Here is a 21,376-nt window from a genome sequence, read left to right on the forward strand (position 1 = left end):
GGTCAATTATACAGTGATCTGGCTCATTTGTTTTGTTTATAGCCATAGAAATCGATGCGATAATCGGTAATTTTTACCCCCGTCGATGCCTCGACCTGTTTAATTAATTCCGGGGGAAGTTGGATATGCACATCGATGATTTCTTGACTGTCCAGACAATTGATGTGACTGTGGGAATCGCTGATGTTGCCGTAGAGTCTGCCATCCCAGCGTTCCACAGATTCGATAATGCCTTGACCGGATAGAGCCTCTAGGTTTTGGTACACTGAGGTATGACCGATGTTCTTTCCTTGCAGATTGAGACGATCATAAATTTCTCGCGCTGATAGGTGTTCCTGCGCTTGCCACAGCAATTCTAAAATATAGCGACGCTGACGACTAACCCGCATTCCTAAAGTTTGACACCTTTCGATCGCATCTTCTAAACAGCGGATCGGTTTTTGTTTTACCTCCAAATTGTCCATAGTTGCGTCCGTTGACCTCCGCCCTAATACATAGTCATTACCAGTTTAGCTTAGTCTTTCGATCGATGTCCACATTGCCCCAGTTTTTAGCCCCTCTTCAAACTGAGATAAAAAATCAGCAGCGCCAGATTTGAGTAGATTTGCAGGGGAATGAGTGGAAAGAACCACTCCAGACAGAGAGGACACAAAGATCGATCGCTACTATATAAGTTACACTGATCACACAAAGAATAAGAGAACCAACCATTTACTTATCTATAGCGGTTCTCGCATCTGTGCGGCACACTTAAATCTTTGCTGATTAAGCTGTTCAGGATCGGGAATGTACCTCTTGTGAATCAGAAACGCTATATATAGATATGATCGTAATATTTCTATAAAAAATCCTCTTGAAAAATATTTTGATCAACCTTAACTTTAAGGGGTACATTAATTTATTTTTAGGGCCATGGCCACCAAATCGCCAAAATTATTCGAGTCATTGCGGTCATAGACCGCAATGACTGTCACTACTGTTAGCCTCACTCTAGCCGCTGCTTCTGGTGCTAGTGCCGCAACAGTGTTCGGTTTCCAAGACGCTTACGATCCCATTAACTGGACATTTACCAATAGTAATGCCGACGGGTCGGTCAATACCAGCGGCGCTCCCGCGTCTATTAGCCTGACTGGGGGGAACAATGGTTCTTTCTCTTCTGGAACCACAGACTACACCACCACTGCGGCTGCGGCTGGGACGGTGACGTTTAATTGGAACTATTCGACTGCGGATGATAGTGCTTTCTGGGATCCCTTCGGATATCTGCTCAACGGCAGCTTCACCCAAGTAACTGACGATGGGGGAGGTTTTGTCCAAAACGGGACATCGACGTTTAACGTCCTAGCTGGCGACAGCTTTGGTTTCCGTGTTTTCACTCGCGACAACCGTTTGGGACCCGGTAGTGTGACGATTTCTAACTTTTCGGCTCCGATTCCCGAACCCTCAACTGTGCTGAGTTTGCTGGTGCTAGGAGGCTTAGGCGCTGGACTGAAGTACCTTAATCGCAATTGATATCCTAAAAAACAGGGGACTAGGAGGAGAAGTCAACTCCTAGTTCCCAACTTGATTAGCTGTTGACTGTCTATGAGCGCCAGACTTGGGAGCGGGGAGAATTACACAATTCTGGCTTTAAGTCAATAGCCTTTACAAAACTTAAAAAATTGTCACATAAAAAAATGTCGCCACTAGGGGCTTTTTTTGGGCAAGAGAATCGATACAGTACCCTGATTGTCTTGGTTTTACGTTGATTTAAGGCTTAACGGTTAAACTAAGCCCACAGCATACCACGATCATACCAGATTAATAAATGTAGGCAACCCCGATTTACAGCCAAATTTTGGCAAATTCTGGGAAAATAAAAATCTTGTAACTTACTTTTTACATTTAACTGATTGGTCAAAATATTTAAATATTTTAATTACTTACCTTAAATTTATAATTTTTACTTATTTTTTGCAGGCTGATTAACTAGGGTTGGGCAAAAAAGCTTGTAAGCTATGCTAGAACGCATTTTAACCACCTACCCTTAAATTAGCTCAATCTCCCTCAATCCCTTTACCGTTGCCTCTTGCCTATCCTAACCAAGAAATTAATTTTGCACGACTACTTATGAATTAAGTAAGTAGTCATAATTAAATTGAAGATAGATTTTGCCTCTGATCCCCCCTGCCCCCCTTGATAAGGGGGGTGCCGATCTCACCTGCCCCCCTTGATAAGGGGGGTGCCGATAGGCGGGGGGATCCTCCTTAATAAGGGGGGTGTCTGACAACTTTTAACACCTACCTACTTATCAGGCATAGAAATCTTCGTCAAGAATTTGTTCTAAGGAAAAAGGGCAGTCTAGGGGATAGGTTTCCTCTGGAGGAATCGCAATTCCAAAGTCAGCCAATTTACTTTCCTTGATGGCAATTTTGCGACCTTTAGGATAGGTTTTATCGATAGCGATTGCTAGATGAGATTTCAAAGAAGGGGTGTTTTCTAGTAAGGCGATAACTCTTTCCCTGTGTTCGACAATGGAGCTATACCAGCTAGATTTCATGCTTTCAGGGACAGATGATTGTACTTTTAATTTCAGTAAATGAGCCAGCAAAATCATTAAATTTCCTTCTAGGGCATTTTTATCTGATTTACCCAATTCTTTCAACTCCTCAACTAAATGAGATACATCTAATGCCTGAAAATCTCCTTGTTCTAACTGACCTATTGTTGTTATCAGCCATAATTGAAAATCTTGTTCATAGAGTTCTGATTTAGTTGTCATGATGGCTTCGATAATAGTTAATCTAGATTGGATCATACTCTATTTTGCAGATTTCGGATGTTTCTAGCGGTAAATATTAAGTAGCTGGTTATAATTAAATTAAAAATGGATTTTAGGTTCGATCCCCCTGCCCCCCTTGATAAGGGGGGTATCTGATAATTTTTAACGCCTACCTACTTAAGTTTTATTACAGGATTTGACATTTGCACCTATGCCCTATTCCCTTATCATTAGGATAAGCGGTTAAAATACATCTTAGCTTAAGGACTAGAGAATATTATGAGACTAGAAAGAGAAGATTTTGATTGGGCGGTACAACAAAACCTAATTACTGCCAGCCAAGCTGAAAATTTATGGGCGGCTTTTATATCCCGTTATCCCCATGAAGATGAAGTTAATCGCCCTCGCTTTAATTTTGCTAATGTCGCCTATTATTTTGGGGCATTAATTGTTATCTCTGCCCTGGGGTGGTTTATGAACGAAGCTTGGGAGAGTTTCGGTGGTGCAGGACTATTTTTTATCGCCCTGTTTTATGCAATTTGTTTTATTTTCACCGGTAAAAATCTCTATTTTCAGCAAAATCTCAAAATCCCCGGCGGCCTTTTATTTACCATGGCAGTGGCAATGACTCCCTTAGCAATCTATGGTTTACAACGCTGGACAGGATACTGGCAAGCCGGATATCCAGGCATCTATCGAGATTTCCATACATGGATTAAAGGCAGTTGGTTTTTAATGGAATTAGGCACGATTATCGCAGGATTAATAACTTTAAGATTTGTTAAATTTCCCTTTTTAACTGCACCGATCGCTTTTAGTCTGTGGTATATGTCAATGGATTTAACTCCTTTACTATTTGGAGAGGACGAATATACATGGAGAATGCGACTGTGGGTATCCTTTTGGTTTGGAATTGCCTGTTTAATAACTGCCTATTTAATTGATGTACGTCAGCGTCGCAGTCGGGGAGATTTTGCTTTTTGGCTATACCTATTCGGATTGATTATGTTTTGGTTTAGTCTATCTCTCCTAATCGATGATAATGAAGCACAACGATTTTTGTACTGTCTAATTAACTTGGGATTGATGTTATTATCCATCCTACTAAAAAGAAGATTATTTGTGGTTTTCGGAGGTATCGGAGTATTTGCCTATCTTTCCTATCTCTCCTATCGTATCTTTGCCGATTCAATTTTCTTTCCCTTTGCCCTAACCGTCCTAGGACTTGGTATTATCTATATGGGAGTTTTGTATCAGCGTCATTACCCAACCTTAGCTAGATTTATTGAAAGTTATATCCCTCTCGAATGGCGCAATTTATTACCCAAAGATAGATAATTAGGAGAAATGGGGAAATGGGGAGATTCAACTAAAAACCCCAAAACCCCAACACCCGACACCATCTTTTTTACTTTTATGAAAATACTTATCGTTGACGATGAACACGAATTAACCGAACCCTTAGAACAAATTCTTGCTCAAGAAGGCTATGAAGTTGATATTGCTAATAATGGTCGGACGGGGTTAGAATTGGCACGAGAGAATAATTATGACCTCTTAATTCTCGATTGGATGTTACCCCAGCAATCTGGATTACAAATCTGTCAATATTTACGGGATCAGGGGGACACCACTCCAGTTTTATTTCTAACCGCTAAGGATACCATAGACGATCGAGTGGCGGGATTAGATGCCGGTGCTGATGATTATTTAGTCAAACCCTTTCAACTGCGAGAATTATTAGCGAGAGTCCGCGCTTTATTGCGTCGTTCTCCCAATTTTGAAGCTAGTAATAGCAGTAAATTAAAATGTGCTGATTTAGAACTCGATAGTGAAAATCAAGTGGCCTATCGTCATGGTCGCACGATTAGTTTATCAGCAAAAGAAGTACAATTATTGACTTTATTTATGACCCATTCGGGTCAACTTCTCACCCATGAACAAATTTATCAGCATCTCTGGTCAGAAGGAGAGCAACCTAATAGTAATGTGGTTGCTGCCCTGATGCGCTTGCTGCGTCGTAAAATCGAAGCGGACGGAGAAACACCTCTAATTAATACTGTCTATGGGAAGGGCTACCGTTTCGGGGAAAATTAGGGAATGCTGAAGGATAATGAGAATAAGTAGCTGGTTATAATTAAATTAAAAATGGATTTTAGGTTCGATCCCCCCTGCCCCCCCTTAATAAGGGGGGTGCCGATCCCCCCTTAGTCCCCCTTAATCCCCCCTTGATAAGGGGGTGCCGATCCCCCCTTAGTCCCCCTTGATAAGGGGGGTGTCTAATAATTTTTAACGCCTACCTACTTAGCAACTGATTACTGATTACTGATTACTGATATATGTTATCCTGCCTACGAATTGAAAATTTTACCCTCATCGATCGCTTAGAATTAACTTTCGGCAGCGGATTAAATGTACTGACCGGTGAGACGGGGGCAGGAAAATCGATTATATTAGATGCGATCGATATTGTTCTCGGTGGTAAAGTCAATCATCGCGTCATCCGTCAGGGAAGCCAACAATCAACCCTAGAAGCGACTTTTTCTCTGACTCCAGAATTAATTGTTTGGCTAGAAAGTCAGGAAATTGACCCATTAGAGGATAATAGTCTGACCATCAGCCGGGAATTAGTGATTACTAATAATTCCTTGCGTTCTCGTTCTCGGATTAACGGAGTCGTCGCTAATCGCCAACAAATGGCGCAAATAAGAGATTTTTTGGTAGAAATCACCGCCCAAGGTCAAACAGTTCAGTTAATGGACGCTAATCGACAGAGGGAATTATTAGATCTCTACGGGGGTGAATCGCTGCTGCGGCAGCGGGAAAAAGTAGCCACAGCCTACCTTAACTGGCAAGAAAGCAAGAATAGTTTAAATAAGAGGTTGCAATCGGAACAAAATCGCCTACAAAGATTAGATTTACTAGAATATCAACTAAAAGAACTAGAATCAGCTAATTTAACTGACGCTGACGAGTTGGAACAGTTGGAACAGGAAAGAAACCGACTCTCCCACGGTGTCGATTTGCAAAATTCCAGCTATCAAGTCTATCAACTACTCTACCAAAACGATCGCGATCAACCGGCCGTCGCCGATTTGTTAGGAAAAGCTGAAAATATCTTGACAAATATGATGGTTTATGATAGTAGTTTAGAGCCAATTTTAGAGATGGTGCGATCGGCATTAAATCAGGTGGTGGAAGCGGGACAGGAAATCAACGTTTATGGGGATAGTCTAGAGGCAGATCCCGAGAGATTGAACGAGATAGAAGAGAGAATTGTCCAACTTAAGCGCATTTGTCGCAAATATGGCCCAAGTTTAGCCGAAGCGCTCGATTATTATCAGAAATTACAGCAGGAATTAGCGGAGTTGACGGGAGAAGGACAATCGATTGAGGAATTAGAAAAAATTTGTCAGCAACAGGAAAAAATCTATCGAGAAACTAGCACTCAGTTGACCTTTTTGCGACAAGAAACCGCTAGTCAACTAGAAAAACAATTGGTACAGGAATTAAAACCTTTAGCCATGGAAAAGGTGATTTTTGTCTGTCGGATTGCTCCGGGTAATCCTAGCAGTCTGGGAGTCGATCAAGTGGGATTTTATTTTAGTCCCAATCCGGGGGAAAAAATCCAACCTTTATCCAGTACCGCTTCTGGAGGAGAAATGAGTCGTTTTCTCCTAGCTTTAAAGTCCTGTTTTTCCCAATCCCAATCGGCAGCTGCAACCCTGATTTTTGACGAAATCGATGCGGGAGTATCGGGAAAAGTTGCCCAAGCAATTGCCGATAAATTAGATCAATTAGGTCAACAATATCAAGTTTTGTGCGTTACCCATCAACCTTTAGTGGCTGCTTTAGCTGATCACCATTTTCGAGTTTATAAACAAATGATTGCCGAAGATAATCCCACTAATCTCTCGGAAATTCGCACGGTTGTCCGGGTTACTTCTCTTGATAATCGTCAGACGAGAAGGGAAGAATTGGCACAATTAACGGGAGGAAATTCGGCAGCAGATGCCATCGCTTTTGCCGAGTCTTTATTGGAGAAAGCGGCTGCCAAAAAACAGTAAGATTTAACCTTGAAATTGACTGATTAACCAACGTCCCACCTGACTTTGATCTCTGGTGCGTGCCTGTTGTAAAGCTGACTCTAAAACCGCAAGTTTTAAATTAGGTAAAACCTTTGATATATCAATTCTTTTGCTACCTTGATCGATTATTTCAAAAGCGAATATTTGGGGATAATCGACGTTAACACTCCAATATTCACTAACTCCTAATTCTTCATAGAGTAAGCGTTTATTGCCTAGGTCATCATTGAGGGTAGATTTTGAGATTTCAATGACTAAATCTGGTGGGGGATACTGATTTAAATCAATAATCGAAGTACCGTAGGGAATCAGATTAGCTTTGTCGGCAAAATAATAAGATATATCCGGTTGAACTTCTCGATAACCAGACTTGCGAAAACTGCAATTATCTTTGGCATTAAAGGCCAAATTTTTTAGGGTGGCATAGAGACTAACAGCGAAGAGCAAAATAGCATGATCGCTGGCATGATCGTTACCAATAGGACTCATTTCTAATCGATAATAGCCATTGTAATAATAACTTTTTCCTTGATTTTCTGGGAAGTTTTTAATTGCTTCTAAGTATTCTTCCCAACTAGCTTTAATCCATAAATCTGTCGAGATAGTAGTTTCTAGCTGTTGCATAATATTAGCCTCGATTTTATGGATTTAACCTTGAAATTGACTGATTAACCAACGTCCCACCTGACTTTGATCCTTGCTGCGTGCCTGTTGTAAAGCTGACTCTAAAACCGCAAGTTTTAAATTAGGTAAAACCTTTGATATATCAATTCTTTTACTACCTCGATCGATTATTTCAAAAGCGAATATTTGAGGATCATCTACCTTAACACTCCAGTATTCACTAACCCCTAATTCTTCGTAGAGTAAGCGTTTATTACCTAAGTCATCATTGAGGGTAGATTTTGAGATTTCAATGACTAAATCTGGTGGAGGATACTGATTTAAATCAATAATCGAAGTCCCATTTGGTATCAGATTCGCTTTCTCTCCTAGATAGTAAGATATATCGGGCTGCACTTCTCTAATTCCTCTTTTGCGATAGGAACAAGTAGGGAGTCCTTGAAAAGGAATTTCTTTGAGGATAGCGTAGAGACTCACCCCCAAAAAGACAACGTGATGATCTCTAGCGTGTTCAAATCCAATAGGAGTCATTTCTAATCGATAATAGCCATTGTAATAATAACTTTTTCCTTGATTTTCTGGGAAGTTTTTAATTGCTTCTAAGTATTCTTCCCAACTACCTTTAATCCATGAGTCAGTTATCCCCCTAGTTTCTAGCTGTTGCATAGTTATCTGATACCGCTTTGAACTTTTTCTCTAATTATAGCAATTATTGATCAAATCAGAACCAGGGAACTGAGCAAGTATAATGATAGAATAGATTAATTGAGAAAAAATTAGCCCAATTATGACCACAACTTATGATTATATAATTATCGGTGGTGGTATCACCGGTTCCGCCTTAAGCTATGAACTAGCTAACCTAGGCAGTCGAGTTCTCTTATTAGAAAAAGAAACCCATCCCCTCAACGCCACTTTCTACAGTTACGGGGGTTTAGCCTATTGGTCAGCTACCACAGAAATCCAGAGAAAATTATATCAAGAAGGTCGAGAAATTCAGCGCAATTTATCCCAGGAACTGGGCATAGATAACGAATACCGGGACATAGAGCTAATTCTCACCGTTAACCCCGAAGATGATCTGGCCACTGTGTCCGAAAAATTTGCTATCTTTGCTATTACTCCCGAAATTCTCGATCCGCAAGCAGCGATCGCTTTAGAACCCCTATTAAATCCCGCAGCTATCTCCGGAGTTTTACGACTGCCCCACGGTCACATTAACCCCGAAAAAACTAATCTTGCCTATCAACAAGCTTTTCTGCGTCTGGGAGGCACGATTATTCGGGAAGCTGTCATCGAATTAATTGAAACTGCATCGAGAATTACCGGCGTAAAAACTCCTAAAAATAATTATTCTGCCGGGGAAACTATCGTCTGTGCCGGGGGATTAACCCGGTCTTTACTGCAAAAATCCGATATTACTGCTCCCGTCTATTTTACCCATGCCCAGGTGATCAAAATTCCCCCCACTGAGATCAAATTAAACACCCTAGTTATGCCTGCAATTCCTGCCAGATTGCTATTAGAGCAAAAAATCACCCAACTAGAAAAGCAGGGCATTTGGCAGAGAGAAACCCCAGAAATAATTGCCAGTGTTTTAGAAACGGGGGCGGTACAATTCCGGGATCAAAGCCTTTATCTAGGGCAAATTAGCGCCATTATCACCGATCCAGAGGTGATTTTAAACCCTCTGGCGGGGGAAAAAGCAATCCGCACCGCCGTGGGGACATTGCTGCCCCCTTTGGCCTCTCTCCCCGGCAGCTGTCATCATTGCCTAGTGGCTTTTGCCCCCTCGGGACGGCCCCTAGTGGGAGCGATCGCCGATAAAGTGGGATTGCAGGTATTTTCTGGCTTTACCAGTACACTTGTATCGGCTCCGCCCCTAGCTCGACGTTTTGCGCGTCACCTGCTGGGGGAAAATGACGAGATAATTGCAAAAGTCAAGAGAGAAATTAACTGATGGTTGCCATTAATCCTAATCGACTTTTTCTAACTGCCAAAGAATTTGGTTTCCCTCCCGTCTGACCCGGGAGATTACCCAATTTCGCCACGGCCAATGGTCGCCTCGACTGGTAACGGCGCCCGGATTAATATCCATTAAATCCGCCACTTCGGCGCTGGTAATCAAATAACCGCGATTGGCCACTTCATCGGCAATGCGTAGGGTTTCGATCAGATGTCTTAGCTGGTCAACTCTTTCTCCCCGGGGTAATTGGATTTCATCGCCAGCGCTATTAGGTGGTTCATTCATGGTGATGGTCTGGTCAAAGTTGATTAACAACAAAAATTGTCGGTTGAGGCAAACAAGCAAGCTTCCCCTATCGTTATTCTATCGATTTCATCAATAATAGTCCTGATCAAAACAGTCCTATCCCGTCACATCTTTACTAAAACCCCAAAAACCCCTTGACAAAAAACACAAAATATAGTAGGGAAATCAGGGAAAGTGGTTAGCGGTCACTAGACCTCTTGCAAAAGTCTTAAGTCGATCCTTGTACAGCAACATTTTTGAAGATTATCAACTACTAATAAATAATTAACTGAAAGTCCCTCCCATTATTGTTTCTATCGTTTGTTTTCGGATTTATGCAAGAGGTCTAATAACGTTTGTCTGGATGTTGTTAAATTTTCTCTTGACAAAGGCGGCTTGACAGGATACTATATTCATAATGGAAAATCCGTGCGTCTACAGACCCTCTTTTCAAATGGTCTTAACTATGATTGGTTCATTCAATCAATCTTCATCTCTAATCCACTCTTAACTAGCTCCCTAGTCATAGTTCATCATTCCAATCACTGTCAATGGTGGTGGTGGGTTACTGGACTAGGTAATAGGTGTAGGGGTAATTCATGAATTACCCCTACAATAGACCTCTTGCAAAAGTCTTAAGTCGATCCTTGTACAGCAACATTTTTGAAGATTATCAACTACTAATAAATAATTAACTGAAAGTCCCTCCCATTATTGTTTCTATCGTTTGTTTTCGGATTTATGCAAGAGGTCTACTGATAAGTAGTCGTGCAAAATTAATTTCCTAGTCGAGACAGGAGACAGGAGACAGGAGACGGGATACAGCTATTAGGGATCGGATTTGAGTTTTCAGTTCTCTGTTTGCTCACCACCGCAGAAGTCTGACGGAGTAGTGGCTTAGATGTGTAATTAATTGTGCTTAGATACTTACACTGATAACTGATCACTGATAACTGATCACTGATAACTGATCACTGATAACTGAAAATAACTGCTATAAAATTGGACTAGCCTTTTCCCCCAGAAAAAAATTTCTCCATCCATGACCTTAATCCTCTACAACACCCTCAGTCGTCGCGAAGAACCCTTTACCCCCCTCATCCCGGGCATTGTCTCCATGTATTGCTGCGGCATTACCGTCTATGATTATTGCCATTTGGGTCATGCGCGTACCTGTGTGGTTTGGGATGTGGTGCGGCGTTATTTGGAGTATCTCGGCTATCAAGTGCGCTATATTCAGAATTTCACCGATATTGACGATAAAATTCTCAATCGGGCTAAAAATGAACATACCACCATGGCAGCCGTAGCCGAGAAATTTATCGAGGCCTACTTTGAGGATATGGCAAAATTAGGAGTCAGACCGGCGGACGCTTATCCCCGGGCCACTCATACCCTCGACGGTATCAAGCGCCTAGTCTATGAATTAGAACAAAAAGGCTATGCTTACCCCAGCGATGGCGATGTTTACTATTCCGTCCGTCGTTTTTCTGATTATGGCAAACTATCAGGGCGAAAACTGGATGATCTGCAAGCCGGCGCCAGCGGCCGGGTAGAAACCGACGACCCGGAAGCAATTAAGAAACAAGACCCCTTTGATTTTGCCCTCTGGAAGGGGGCAAAATCGGGGGAACCTAGTTGGGATTCTCCCTGGGGCCAAGGTCGTCCGGGGTGGCATATTGAATGTTCGGCCATGGTCAAAGAACAATTGGGAGAAACTATCGATATTCATGTGGGGGGAAGTGATCTGATTTTTCCCCACCACGAAAACGAAATTGCCCAAAGTGAAGCCGCTACGGGTAAACCTCTGGCCCATTATTGGTTACATAATGGCATGGTTAAGGTGGCCGGGGAAAAAATGTCAAAATCCCTCGGTAATTTCATCACTATTCGCGAGTTATTGGCAAAATATGACCCCTTAGCCGTGAGATTATTAATTTTAGGCGCCCAATACCGCAAACCGATCGATTTTTCCGATGAGGGATTGCAGGCGGCCACTAATGGCTGGCATACTTTACAAGAGGGTTTATCCTTTGGTTATAAGCATCTTCCGCCCGATAATCCCGGAATTACCGACCAAGAGCTAGAAAATCGCTTTCAAGAGGCGGTAAATCACGATTTTAACTTTGCCGGTGGTTTAGCGGTGTTATTTGAAATCGCTAAGGAATTACGCAAGGAGGGTAATAATTTAACCCATGCGGGTAAGACAGACAGCAATCTGGCCCAATTAGCGGTAAAATGGCATACTTTGGTGAAATTGTCTAGGGTTTTGGGCTTAGAAATGGCCGCTGACCAGAGGGAAACCCCTGTTTCTGAGGGAATTAGTGCAGCGGAAATCGAAAATCTCATCCAACAACGGACAGAGGCGAAAAAAGCGAAAAATTACGCCGAAAGCGATCGCATTCGCGCAGAATTAAAAGCCCAAGGCATTACTTTAATCGACCAACCCGGGGGAGTCACTAAATGGTTAAGAGAGGGAGACTAGAAATTCTTTAACCACTTCCTCCACCCTACGATCGCGGCCATCCACCTGATAGTTTAATTTCTGCATAGCTGTGGAGGTAATTTTGCCAGTGAGTTTCGCTAAAACCTGTCGCAATTGGGGATATTTTTGCAAACTATCCAGGTTAAAAATCGGTACCGCTTCGTAGGGAGGAAAATAGCGTTGATCATCTTCTAGGATGACTAAATCTAGCACGGGAATTAAGCCATCGGTGGAATTTCCCGCCACTAAATCCACTTGTTTTTCGGCTAAAGCGCGGTACATTAACCCTAAATCCATCACTTTCGGGGGTCCGGCAAAAGTTAGGCCGTAGGTCTTCGCTAATCCCTTGTAACCGTCTTCCCTTTCCAAAAATTCATAACCAAAACCCGCTTGCCAATTGGGGGTATATTTAGCCACTTGCGAGAGAGTTTTAAGATTGTATTGACTGGCGGTTTCTCCCCGGATAACAATGGCGAAAGTATTCTCAAATCCTAAACTGGGAAACACTTCTAGATTAAATTTTTCTGGATAAATCTCCTGCAGCTTTTCAGAGACTAATCGGGCATCGTTAAGGGGTTTTTCTTGCAAAATTCCCGTGAAAGCCGTGCCGGAATACTCCACATAACCATCGATTTTACCCGCTTTCACCGCTTCATGACAGATCAGAGTACCACCGAGATTAAATTGACGATCAACCCGTAAATTCGTCTCTTTTTCGATTTCCTGTGCCAAAATTTCCCCTAAAATCACCTGTTCGGTAAAATTTTTGGAACCGATCACCACTGTGCCGGGGGATGAATGGAAAATTTGAGTCAAGAGGAAAGATAGCAGGGCCAACCCGATTAAACCTAAGCCCCATTGCCATTTAGAGGGCTTTGTAGGACGTTGCGAAGGGGAAAAGGTCTTTTCTAGCCAACCGAGACTCCAATCGGCAACAAGGGCTAAAAAAGCGGCAGGAATTGCCCCCGCCAAAATTAACTGATTATTTACCGTGGCAATACCGCGAAAAATAAACACTCCCAAACCACCGCCACCGATGGCAGCTGCGATCGTAGCCACACCGATAGCAATCACCGTCGCGATTCTCACTCCTGCCAAAATTGTCGCCCCTGCCAAGGGTAATTCGATATAGCGCAGGATTTGACCGTCGGTCATACCTAGGGATAACCCGGCTAATTTTAATTCGGGATCAACTTTTTTGATGCCCAGATAGGTATTTAAAACAATTGGCAGTAAAGTATAGAGAGTTAGGGCAACAATAGCGGGAATTTTGCCGATTCCTCCCAAAAAAGGCACGGAAATTAAAAAACCAAATAGGGCTAAACTGGGGATAGTCTGTAGGGTGTTAACGATCGCTATAATTGGTGGGGCGAGAATAGCTTGACGACTAATTAAAATACCTAGAGGAATCCCGATTAAGCTACCCATAGCCATGGCTATTCCCGTCAAGAAAAGATGCTCTCCAGTGCGAAAAGCGATTTCCCCCGCATAATCTAGCCAAAAACTATCCATAAACTTCTCTTAAAGCGGCTGCTTCATCCTATTGTGTAGAATAAATAGTATCTATTAGTTCCAGTCTTGATTTAAAGATTCTATCACCATCTTGACATTATTTCCCCCCTAAAGACCAATGACTAACAAATTTAATCCTCGGGCTAAAACTGTTGCCGATTGGGCCTATATCGGTATTGATAAACATTTTCATAAAGTTCTTAAACACGAAGCTGGGGTTTTACTCGATCAGGATTCAGAAGAATTACACCAAATTCGTGTGGGAATGCGCCGTCTTCGCAGTACCTTAACTGGTTTTGACCCCGCTTTAACCATGCCAAAATCTGCCGATCAAAAACGGGTGGGTAATCTGGGCAGAATTTTAGGAGAATTGCGGGATTTAGATGTGTTAAAATCGGCTTTTGTCGGTCATTATCAGCCAATTTTACCCCCGCAAGAACAGGAGCTACTGAAGAAAGTTTTAGAAGTTCTGGAAAGCCAAAGAAAGAAAGCTTTTGCTAAGGTAGAAAAGCTGTTAAAGTCCGACAAATTTCTCAATTTTAAGGCAGATTTTGCCCGTTGGTTGGATAATCCCACCTATCAACCGATGGGAAAATTAGATATTGCCACGGTTTTACCAGACTTGTTATTACCGCAAGCGAGTCGCTTTTTACTCCACGAAGGCTGGTTAGTTGGGGTAAATTTAGAGGAAGATCAAAAAGTAAAAGAGTTTTCTAGTCAAGAAATTGATGACCTATTGGAAAAAGAAGGATTATTACTGCACGATCTCCGCAAAGAAGCCAAGCGTTCCCGCTATAATATGGAGTTATTCACTCAGTTCTATGGCGACAAGTATCGAGAATATCTAGAAGATATTAAAAACCTTCAAAGTATTCTCGGAGAAATGCAGGATTGTTGTGTTCTCTCGGATTTTCTTAGCCAAATTTTCCCTAATTGTCTTGCCAAGGAAATGCCCACCTTACTAGAAATTTTCCAAAATATCCGTCACCAAAAATGGCAAGAATGGCAACCCTTACAAAAGAAATTCCTTGACGCTGACACCAGAAAAAGTCTGCACCAGACAATTTTACAGCCTATTTTTCGGCCAAATAGTGTAGAATTAGAAACTAATCCAGAATCCTGAGATTAGAAACCGATGAATTTTTTTCAAAAGTTAAACCACGCCATTAGTCAAAACCAGACTCTACTTGTCCTCGGTTTAGATGCTAACCCCGAAATGATGCCCTCCACCCCGGGAGAATTAATCGTTAATTTAGAACAGTGGCTCAAGTTTATTATCGATGAAACTGCTCCTTTTGTCTGTGCCTACAAACCAACTTTAGGTTTTTATCAAGCTTTGGGAGCGGCAGGTTTAGAATTATTACAGCGAGTTTTAACGGCAATTCCCGCTCATATCCCGGTAATTTTGGATGCTAAACACGGTGATATTAATACTAGCAGTATTTTAGCCGAGACTATCTTTAAAACTTGGCAGGTGGACGCGGTTACTCTCAATCCCTACTCCGGACAGGATCACGTTGCTCCTTTTTTAGTTTACCCCGAGCATGGCGCTTTTATCCTCTGTCATACTTCCAATCAAGGCGCGATTAATCTGCAAGAATTTCCCAGTCGCGACAATCCTTTTTATCTGCAAGTTGTCAAAGAAGCTTGCACCTGGGGAACTCCCGAACAGGTGTTTTTAGAAGTGGGAACCACTCAACCAGAGATATTGACCAAGATTCGCAATTTTGCCCCCGAAAGATTGATTTTATTACGCAGTATTTGGGAAGAAAAAAGTCAATTTTCTGAGTTAATTACTGTGGGTTTAAATAGTCATGGCGAGGGTTTATTAATTCCTGTACCCCAAGACTTTTTATCTCAACCCGATTTGGGGTCAAAAGTCAAGGATTTACGCGAGGAAGTCAACAAAATTAAACAAAATCACCAGCAAGAATCAAGCCAAGATGATACTTGGACTGCTAACGTTTGTCTTTTAAAACAACATCCTCATCAGGATTTAATTCTACAATTATTTGATATTGGCTGCTTGATGTTTGGCGATTATGTGCAAGCATCGGGAGAAACTTTTTCCTATTATATTGATCTGAGAAAAATTATCTCTAATCCTAATATTTTTCAGCAGGTAATTGAAGCCTATGGAGAAATATTAAAAACCTTGACATTTGACCGCGTTGCTGGTATCCCCTACGGCTCTTTACCCACAGCTACGGGTTTATCTTTATTATTAAATCATCCGATGATTTTCCCCCGCAAAGAAGTAAAAGCTCACGGCACAAGAAGAGTAATTGAAGGTAATTTTCAGGTGGGGGAAACCGTGGTAGTAGTGGACGATATTTTAATTTCTGGCAAAAGTGCGATCGAAGGGGCAGAAAAGATTAAATCGGCGGGATTATTAGTTAATGATATCGTAGTTTTTATCGACCATGGTGGCCCTGTTAAAGATAAACTTCGTAGCCATGGTTATCAACCTTATTCGGTTTTAACCCTAGCAGAAATTACCGATACTCTCTACGAAGCGGGAAGACTGACAGAAGCAGAATATAGCTGTTTTTTAAATCGCTCCCATTGATATTTAGCCATCAGTTATCAGTTATCAGTTATCAGTTACCAGTTATCAGTTACCAGTTACCAGTTATCAGTTATCAATTTTAAGTGAGCAGTTATCAGTTTTAAGTGAGCAGTATGTATTAAGTGAGCCTCATCAAATGGCAGTTTCCTGCTGTCTTTTGACTGATTACTGATTACTGTTTACTGTTTACTGATCACTGTTTACTGTTTACTGATCACTGATTACTGATCACTGATTACTGATCACTGAAAATTGTTAAGAAACTTGACTGCGTAAGACCTTTAGGGTATTCAGGAGCTTGCTTTCTTCTTTTTCCTCAAAAATAGTTAAATCTTTCGGTTTACAACGTTTTATATGCAATTTAATCCCCTGCGCTCCTTCTGTTTTCAAATCTTCTTCGTAACCAGCTTGAGCGACTTCAGCCTCGTCTTTGGCGAGAAAAGGACCAAAATAATAAGTACATCTGGGATAGTCGGTTTTAATCTCGACCCAGTAGGCTAATCCGAACCTTTCGAGTAAGCTAATCAAAAATTCTTTCATTTCGTTCCCCATCTAAATCTACTCTGGTGGTTTTGTTACGTTCGTTTACATTTCGCAAACTTCCTTCCTATTTTATTTATACTTTCTCCTTTTGGCTATTGGGAGTGTCGAAAAATACAGATTCTCAGTCGGGGGAATTTTGCCAGCGTTGACGGTAAACCTCGTAAAGAGCCATACCCGCCGCCACCGAAGCATTGAGACTGGGGGTTTTGCCTGCCAAAGGGATAGATACCAACTCATCGCAGGACTTTTGGGTTAGCAGACTCAAACCCTCACCCTCCGAACCTACCACCAATCCTATCGCACCCGTTAAATTGATTGTGTGTAAAGATTTACCAGTTTTTGCCGCCGTGCCGTAGAGCCAAAAACCAGCCGCTTTTAATTCCTCTAAAGCACGATTGAGATTAACCACTCTAGCGACGGGTAAATATTCCAAGGATCCGGCCGCCACTTTCATCACCGTCGATGTCACCCCGGCGGCGCGACGTTGGGGAATAACTACCCCCTGACAACCCATAGCTTCGGCGGTGCGAATGATTGCCCCAAGGTTATGGGGATCCGTAATACCTTCAGCGATGACGATGACGGGGTGGCGACTTTTGCCCTTAGCTTTTTCGATCAGATCGGCTAATTCGATATAATCATAGGGGGACATCTGGGCTGCAATCCCCTGATGATTGGCCTTATTGGTAATCTGATCGAGACGCAGATCGTCCACCTCATCAATTACCGTACCGTTGGCTTTGGCTTTTTCCAAGAGGGTATGATAACGGGGATCGTAACGGAGTCGATTGACCACCCAAATCCGATTTAGTTGGCGCTCCTCCTCCATGGCCGTTAAAACCACCCGGCGACCGTAGAGCAGATCATCAGCTTCTTGGTTTTCTGGAGTTACTGCCGGGGATTTAGCCAGAATTGGCCCAGTTTTTGACCGCAAGGGCCGGCGAGAATTACGATTATCGGACTTGTCACGAAATGGTCGATCGCTCATGATTGATTAATAGTAAAGGAGTCGGGAGTCATCCCGATGGCTATAATTCTAGTTTTTCTAATAGTTGATGTAATCTTGAGGGGTCTTGTAGATAAAGATAGCCGAACAGGGTTTCTAAACTGCTGGCCTGCTGATAGACTTGGGCTGTCAGACGACGGCGTTTTCCCGTGACCGCATTGCGTCCCCGGCGCAGAATTTCTTTTTCTTGGTCTGTCAGATAGGGCTGCAGTTGTGCTAAATCCAAAGCCTGTTGTTCGGCCCTGACTTTGCCCACCACCTGAGCGTGATAGTCTCCCAGACGCTGGGGCGGCAGTAAGTAATAAGTGCGGATGTATAATTCATAAACAGCATCCCCCAGATAGGCCAGGGAAGCGGGCGATAATCGGTCAAGACCCTCTAGGATTGGTGAACCCTGGCCACTGACCTGTAAGCGAATTTGTTCGAGAGGAGATTCCACGATTTACGCTTTTTCTAGATATTCGATCGCCGCTTCCAGGGTGGGTTGCAGGGAAAAAAACTTCTCCAATCGCACCAGTTTTACGGTTTGAGTTACCCGGGGATTGGTAACAATTTGTAAACTGCCCCCTTTGGTTTTGGCCTTTTTCACCAATTTTACTAAGGCCCCTAAACCGGAGCTATCGATAAAATCAATCTGAGCGAGGCTAATAATCACATCCTTGGGACCTTGCTCCACATAGCCTTCGATCACCTTACAAAAAGTCGGTTCGGAAAAGGCATCTAAAAGACCCGTCAAACGGAAAATTTGGTACTTATCTCTGACCTCACGCGTGCCTCGCAAGCTGACGGTCAAGTTAATTGCTTCCGGAATAATCGCCTCCTAGCTCTAGAGCCGTAAAAATCAAAACCCTAGTATATCCTAAAAATTTACGCCCGATCCTTTTTTGCTTGCCGCATTAAGTCGACAAATTGGCCAAACAGATAATCGGCATCGTGGGGGCCGGGACTGGCCTCGGGGTGGTATTGTACCGAGAAAAAGGGCAGAGACTTGTGTTTTAAACCCGCTACGGTGCGATCATTGAGGTTGAGATGGGTAATCTCCACTTGCGGATTTAAAGATGCCTCCTGCACGGCAAAACCGTGATTCTGACTGGTAATTTCCACCTGTTGCTGCAGTCCACAGGGTTGATTTAACCCGCGATGGCCAAATTTTAGTTTAAAGGTTTCTGCCCCTAGGGATAGGCCTAAAATTTGATGACCCATACAGATGCCAAAAGTGGGTTTTTCCCCTTGCAAAAGTTGCTTGGCTAGGGCAATTCCTTCGGTGACAGCCGCTGGATCTCCCGGTCCGTTAGAAAAGAAAATACCATCGGGATTATAGGCGGCGATTTTTTCCGGGGGAGTGTCAGCGGGAACCACGATCACCCGACAACCGTAGCTGGCTAAACGCCGGAGAATATTGCGTTTGATGCCAAAATCGATCGCCACCACCGTTAACGGTTCTTGATCACTATCAATTGGCGCAAATTCCCAGGCGGACGGGGTGGGAGTCGTCCATTCGTACACTTCCTTGGTGGTAACTTCTTTAACGAGATTTAACCCCGCCATACTGGGGGCCGCCTGCACCAGCCGCAGTAAATCATGATAATCGAGTATTTCCGTCGAAATTGCCCCATTCATCGCCCCAACCGAGCGAATTTTGCGGGTCAGGGAGCGGGTATCGATGCCATAGATGCCAATAACATGATGAGCGGCCAGATAATCCGGTAGGGATTGGCTAGAACGCCAATTACTGGGCCGGGGGCAGATATTTTTGGCGATCGCTCCTTTCACCTGGGGACGAATTGACTCCTCATCCTCGGGGTTAACCCCCGTATTTCCCAATTCTGGATAGGTAAAAGTGACGATTTGACCAGCATAACTGGGATCGGTGAGGACTTCCTGATAACCGGTCATCCCTGTGTTAAAGACAACTTCGCCGACGGTGGTTCCCTGGGAGCCGAAGGAATAACCCTCGTAAACTGTACCATCGGCTAGAACTAATAAGGCTTTTTGACTAGCAGCACTTGATATCATTGTCAATTTTTTAATCTTGAGTAGTGGTGAGAAACAGAAGTCAAGGATAGACTAGAACAGGGACTAGAAAACGAATTGCTTAGTTTTAATTGGCTAGAGCGTTTTATGATTAAGAGTACGTCCGCTCAAAGACAACAGTTTCCCCGGGAGCATCTCAATTTATGCAAGTGAGTAATTATACTTATCCCTAAAACTGGTTTCCAGCAAGGCTTTCAAAATAGCTTGACATAAAAACCTGATTTAGGGGTTACAAAGGTGAGATGCTCCCGTTTCCCCTGACTAGCCATCGGCAAGATCCTATCGCTTAAAAAATAACTATATAAGTAATATGAGTGCAAGAAAACTGACTGATGCCACGAAAAAAGAAATTCTTAAGCTTTATCGGGAAACGGAGGCCACCACTTCCACGTTAGCCGAGCGTTATGGCGTGAGTAGTTCTACGGTCAGTCGTTTTCTCAAAAATTCTTTTTCTGGCGAGGAATACGAGCAGTTAATCCAGAAAAAACGCTTGGCCCGCAATCCTCGTGGCCTCGAGGAGGAGGGAGCAGCAGCGGATTTACCAGAAAAAGCGATCGAGGTGATTAGTTTTCGGGCAGCCCACATCGCAGCTAAGGATGAGCAGGCTTTTCAGCAACCGATCGCTTCTGTGGAACAATTAACCCTGTTAATGGATACCTCTTACCCGCCAGAAGCAGATAATTCGGAATATATAGAAATTAATGGCGATAAACCACTAGAAGACGCTAATTTAAACGAGTTTTTCGTCGAAGCTATCGAGGAAGAGGAGGAGGAAGATGAGCTTGACGAGGATTGGGATGAAGAGGAGGATGAAGATGAAGATGAAGACGAGGAGGAGGAGGAACTAGCGGGGAGCTATTTAGGCCCGACTATCGTTAAAACAGCCCAATTACAGATATTACCCCTCTCGGCGGCGGCTTTTCCCAAAACCTGTTACTTGGTCATTGATCGCGCTGCCGAATTAATCACCCGTCCCCTCAAGGATTTTGCCGAATTGGGTAAGGTTCCCCCTCAGGAAATCCAGCAGCGCACTCTCCCCATCTTTGAAAGTCATCGCATCGCTCGCCGTTTCTCCAAGCGCAAGGAAAAAGTGATTAAAGTTCCCGACGGTCGCCTGATCGAAAAAGCTCACGCTCAACTGGAAGCTAAAGGGATCACCCGTCTGCTCATGGATGGTCGTATCTACGCTTTAGAGTAGGGAATTAGGGGATAGGAGACTTTTCAGTCTCCTCCGAACCCTTTGCTGAGGGTGGAGACTCGCGCAGTTGAGAGAGTTCAGCTTAGTTGACATCCTCGCCGCACTTTTAGGGCGGCGATTCCTAAACCTCACGATTTAAGTTTCTGCTTCCACCACCGTCGCATACCACAGTTAAAAAACCATGTACTGTCTTACACAGAGTCCACAGACTTTCGCCCCATTTCAGAAGCCCGATTCCGTGTGTCCCACGGTACGTTGACCGCCTATAAGTAGTCATGCAAAATTAATTACCTGCCCGATCGAGC

General features: G+C 43.1%; 20 protein-coding genes. 8 read left to right on the top strand and 12 right to left on the bottom strand.

Features of this window, described 5'->3' with window-relative positions; genetic code table 11:
- Positions 1-23 precede the first annotated feature (23 nt).
- The 3 genes from VL20_RS21455 to VL20_RS21465 form a co-directional block, all read right to left on the bottom strand.
- Complete coding sequence (locus VL20_RS21455) at positions 24-464, bottom strand: Fur family transcriptional regulator (RefSeq protein ID WP_002741350.1); 441 nt, start codon at positions 462-464, stop codon at positions 24-26.
- 526 nt (positions 465-990) lie between these two features.
- Complete coding sequence (locus tag VL20_RS31325) at positions 991-1,317, bottom strand: hypothetical protein (RefSeq protein ID WP_158499376.1); 327 nt, start codon at positions 1,315-1,317, stop codon at positions 991-993.
- A 973-nt stretch (positions 1,318-2,290) separates the two neighbouring features.
- Positions 2,291-2,761 (bottom strand): DUF29 domain-containing protein, encoded by a 471-nt coding sequence (locus VL20_RS21465; RefSeq protein WP_128575481.1) that lies wholly within the window; start codon positions 2,759-2,761, stop codon positions 2,291-2,293.
- Between the two features lie 279 nt (positions 2,762-3,040).
- Here VL20_RS21465 and VL20_RS21470 point away from each other — a divergent pair, with 279 nt between their 5' ends.
- The 3 genes from VL20_RS21470 (at position 3,041) to recN (ending at position 6,828) form a co-directional block, all read left to right on the top strand.
- Positions 3,041-4,099: a hypothetical protein gene (locus VL20_RS21470; protein ID WP_052277728.1), complete on the top strand. Its 1,059-nt coding sequence runs from the start codon at positions 3,041-3,043 to the stop codon at positions 4,097-4,099.
- 78 nt (positions 4,100-4,177) lie between these two features.
- Complete coding sequence (rppA, locus tag VL20_RS21475) at positions 4,178-4,858, top strand: two-component system response regulator RppA (RefSeq protein WP_052278541.1); 681 nt, start codon at positions 4,178-4,180, stop codon at positions 4,856-4,858.
- Between the two features lie 242 nt (positions 4,859-5,100).
- On the top strand, positions 5,101-6,828 hold the full coding sequence (gene recN, locus VL20_RS21480; protein WP_052277729.1) for a DNA repair protein RecN: 1,728 nt from the start codon (positions 5,101-5,103) through the stop codon (positions 6,826-6,828).
- A gap of 3 nt (positions 6,829-6,831) precedes the next feature.
- On the opposite strand, the gene VL20_RS21485 is transcribed toward recN, so the two are convergent.
- On the bottom strand, positions 6,832-7,473 hold the full coding sequence (locus VL20_RS21485) for a Uma2 family endonuclease (protein ID WP_052277730.1): 642 nt from the start codon (positions 7,471-7,473) through the stop codon (positions 6,832-6,834).
- 24 nt (positions 7,474-7,497) lie between these two features.
- Entirely contained in the window at positions 7,498-8,139 is a 642-nt protein-coding gene (locus VL20_RS21490) for a Uma2 family endonuclease (protein ID WP_052277731.1), read from the bottom strand.
- A 121-nt stretch (positions 8,140-8,260) separates the two neighbouring features.
- Between VL20_RS21490 and VL20_RS21495 the strand changes: the two genes are divergently transcribed.
- Positions 8,261-9,433 (top strand): NAD(P)/FAD-dependent oxidoreductase, encoded by a 1,173-nt coding sequence (locus VL20_RS21495; RefSeq protein ID WP_052277732.1) that lies wholly within the window; start codon positions 8,261-8,263, stop codon positions 9,431-9,433.
- A 15-nt stretch (positions 9,434-9,448) separates the two neighbouring features.
- Here VL20_RS21495 and VL20_RS21500 read toward each other — a convergent pair whose 3' ends face one another.
- The gene (locus VL20_RS21500) at positions 9,449-9,724 is read right to left on the bottom strand and encodes a hypothetical protein (protein ID WP_002732855.1); all 276 of its coding nucleotides are present in this window, start codon (positions 9,722-9,724) and stop codon (positions 9,449-9,451) included.
- A gap of 1,042 nt (positions 9,725-10,766) precedes the next feature.
- Between VL20_RS21500 and cysS the strand changes: the two genes are divergently transcribed.
- Positions 10,767-12,209, top strand: coding sequence for a cysteine--tRNA ligase (gene cysS / locus VL20_RS21505; protein ID WP_052277733.1), 1,443 nt, complete (start codon positions 10,767-10,769; stop codon positions 12,207-12,209).
- Here the strand turns inward: cysS and VL20_RS21510 are convergent.
- On the bottom strand, positions 12,192-13,721 hold the full coding sequence (locus tag VL20_RS21510) for a glycine betaine ABC transporter substrate-binding protein (RefSeq protein ID WP_052277734.1): 1,530 nt from the start codon (positions 13,719-13,721) through the stop codon (positions 12,192-12,194). The two genes, cysS and VL20_RS21510, sit on opposite strands and share 18 nt — an antisense overlap.
- Before the next feature lie 118 nt (positions 13,722-13,839).
- On the opposite strand from VL20_RS21510, the gene VL20_RS21515 reads away from it, so the two are divergent.
- Together VL20_RS21515 and VL20_RS21520 are read left to right on the top strand one after the other, a co-directional pair.
- On the top strand, positions 13,840-14,844 hold the full coding sequence (locus VL20_RS21515) for a CHAD domain-containing protein (RefSeq protein ID WP_052277735.1): 1,005 nt from the start codon (positions 13,840-13,842) through the stop codon (positions 14,842-14,844).
- 12 nt (positions 14,845-14,856) lie between these two features.
- Positions 14,857-16,290 (top strand): bifunctional orotidine-5'-phosphate decarboxylase/orotate phosphoribosyltransferase, encoded by a 1,434-nt coding sequence (locus VL20_RS21520; protein WP_052277736.1) that lies wholly within the window; start codon positions 14,857-14,859, stop codon positions 16,288-16,290.
- A gap of 255 nt (positions 16,291-16,545) precedes the next feature.
- Here the strand turns inward: VL20_RS21520 and VL20_RS21525 are convergent, their stop codons facing one another.
- The 5 genes from VL20_RS21525 to carA form a co-directional block, all read right to left on the bottom strand.
- On the bottom strand, positions 16,546-16,842 hold the full coding sequence (locus VL20_RS21525) for a DUF1816 domain-containing protein (RefSeq protein ID WP_002768846.1): 297 nt from the start codon (positions 16,840-16,842) through the stop codon (positions 16,546-16,548).
- Positions 16,843-16,954: 112 nt separating this feature from the next.
- Entirely contained in the window at positions 16,955-17,821 is an 867-nt protein-coding gene (gene rlmB / locus VL20_RS21530) for a 23S rRNA (guanosine(2251)-2'-O)-methyltransferase RlmB (protein ID WP_052277737.1), read from the bottom strand.
- A 40-nt stretch (positions 17,822-17,861) separates the two neighbouring features.
- Complete coding sequence (locus VL20_RS21535) at positions 17,862-18,278, bottom strand: Mini-ribonuclease 3 (protein WP_002768850.1); 417 nt, start codon at positions 18,276-18,278, stop codon at positions 17,862-17,864.
- A 3-nt stretch (positions 18,279-18,281) separates the two neighbouring features.
- On the bottom strand, positions 18,282-18,632 hold the full coding sequence (locus tag VL20_RS21540; RefSeq protein WP_052277738.1) for an STAS domain-containing protein: 351 nt from the start codon (positions 18,630-18,632) through the stop codon (positions 18,282-18,284).
- A gap of 74 nt (positions 18,633-18,706) precedes the next feature.
- A complete protein-coding gene (gene carA / locus VL20_RS21545; RefSeq protein WP_052277739.1) occupies positions 18,707-19,855 on the bottom strand; it encodes a glutamine-hydrolyzing carbamoyl-phosphate synthase small subunit in 1,149 nt (382 codons plus the stop codon).
- Positions 19,856-20,183: 328 nt separating this feature from the next.
- On the opposite strand from carA, the gene VL20_RS21550 reads away from it, so the two are divergent.
- Positions 20,184-21,071, top strand: a complete 888-nt coding sequence (locus VL20_RS21550; protein ID WP_052277740.1) for a helix-turn-helix domain-containing protein — start codon at positions 20,184-20,186, stop codon at positions 21,069-21,071.
- The last annotated feature ends 305 nt before the right edge of the window (positions 21,072-21,376 follow it).

This window comes from Microcystis panniformis FACHB-1757, assembly GCF_001264245.1.
Lineage (GTDB): Bacteria > Cyanobacteriota > Cyanobacteriia > Cyanobacteriales > Microcystaceae > Microcystis > Microcystis panniformis.